The sequence below is a fragment of the Streptomyces purpureus genome (assembly GCF_014648195.1).
Taxonomy (GTDB): Bacteria; Actinomycetota; Actinomycetes; order Streptomycetales; family Streptomycetaceae; genus Streptomyces; species Streptomyces purpureus.
The window spans coordinates 1-1,305 of record NZ_BMQQ01000077.1; the positions used below are offsets into that span (position 1 = coordinate 1).

Annotated in this window: 1 protein-coding gene; it reads right to left on the reverse strand. The window is 66.7% G+C overall.

From position 1 onward, the window contains the following. Window positions 1-40: 40 nt before the first annotated feature. Window positions 41-1,233 (reverse strand): IS3 family transposase gene (locus IEZ01_RS34425; RefSeq protein WP_189205725.1). Its coding sequence is split into 2 segments (ribosomal slippage): window positions 41-969 and window positions 969-1,233, totalling 1,194 coding nucleotides; the frame shifts between segments, so codons are not numbered across the junction. Between the last annotated feature and the right edge of the window lie 72 nt (window positions 1,234-1,305).

A 1,305-nucleotide genomic window follows, 5' to 3' on the forward strand; every position in this document is an offset into this window, starting at 1 on the left:
TGAGCTGCCCCGAGTTTCGTAGAGTCCGATCTTGATTGGTTCAGGCGGACAGCGGGGTTTGCTCCTGGCTGCGCCAGAAGGCTTCCTCGTACTCGGCCGGCGGCACGTAGTCGAGCGCGGAGTGGAGACGCTCTTCGTTGTACCAGGTGATCCACTGGAAGATCGCCCGCTCTACCTGGTCGACGTCCTTCCACGGGCCCTGCATCTCGATCAGCTCGGCCTTGAAGGTGCCGTTCAGCGCCTCGGCCATCGCGTTGTCATACGAGTCCGCGACGGAGCCGACCGAGGCTGAGGCGCCGATGTCGGCGAGCCGGTCGGTATACCGAATTGACACGTATTGCGACCCGCGATCGCTGTGGTGTATCAGTCCGGAGTCCTTCTTGATCCGACGCCGCCAGAGCGCCATCTCCAGCGCATCCAGCGGGAGTTCGGTCCGCATATGGTTCGCGACCTGCCAGCCGACGATCATCCGCGAGTGCACGTCCAGGACGAACGCCACATACGCCCACCCCGACCAGGTGCGGACATACGTCATGTCCGCGACCCACAGCTGATCGGGCCGGGAGGCGGTGAAGTCGCGGTCGACCAGGTCCGGCGGACGCGGCGCCGACGGTTCCGGAATCGTGGTCCGACGCCGCCGGCCACGGATGACGCCCTCCAGACCCAGCTCGGCCATCAGCCGCTCGACGGTACAGCGGGCCACCTCGACCCCCTTGCGCCCCAGGGCCCGCGTGATCCGGCGGGCCCCATACGTGCCGCCCGACTCCGCGTGGACCGCCTCGATCAGCGGCATCAGCTGCTCGTCACGGAGCCGGCGGGCCGACTTCGGCCGCTTCTTGCGCGCGAAGTACGTCGACGGCGACAGCTCCAGCACCCGGCAGACGGGATCGACCCCGAGGCCGTGTCCACGCAGGTGGTCGATCACCTGCTCGGCCTCGTCCGGGGACGGTCGATCTCCTGGGCAAAAAACACCGAGGCGGCTTTCAGGATCTCGTTCGCCCGCCTCAACTCCGCCACTTCTTTGCGGAGTTGCTTCAACTCGTCAAGCTCGGCAGTAGTGAGCCGGTCTTCGCGCTCGCCGCGGTCGGCCTCGGCCTGGCGGACCCAGCCACGCAGGGCTTCCTTGTGGATGCCCAGGTCCTTCGCGACGTGCGCGATCGGGCGGCCGGTGGTGCGGACCTCTCGGATCGCGCGCTCGCGCAGTTCGTCCGGGTATTTACGGGGTGCTGCCATGGTGCTGGTGGTTCTCCTTCGCCAGGACCGTAACCCTGGCATCAGGGACTCCACAAATCTCAGTACAGCTCA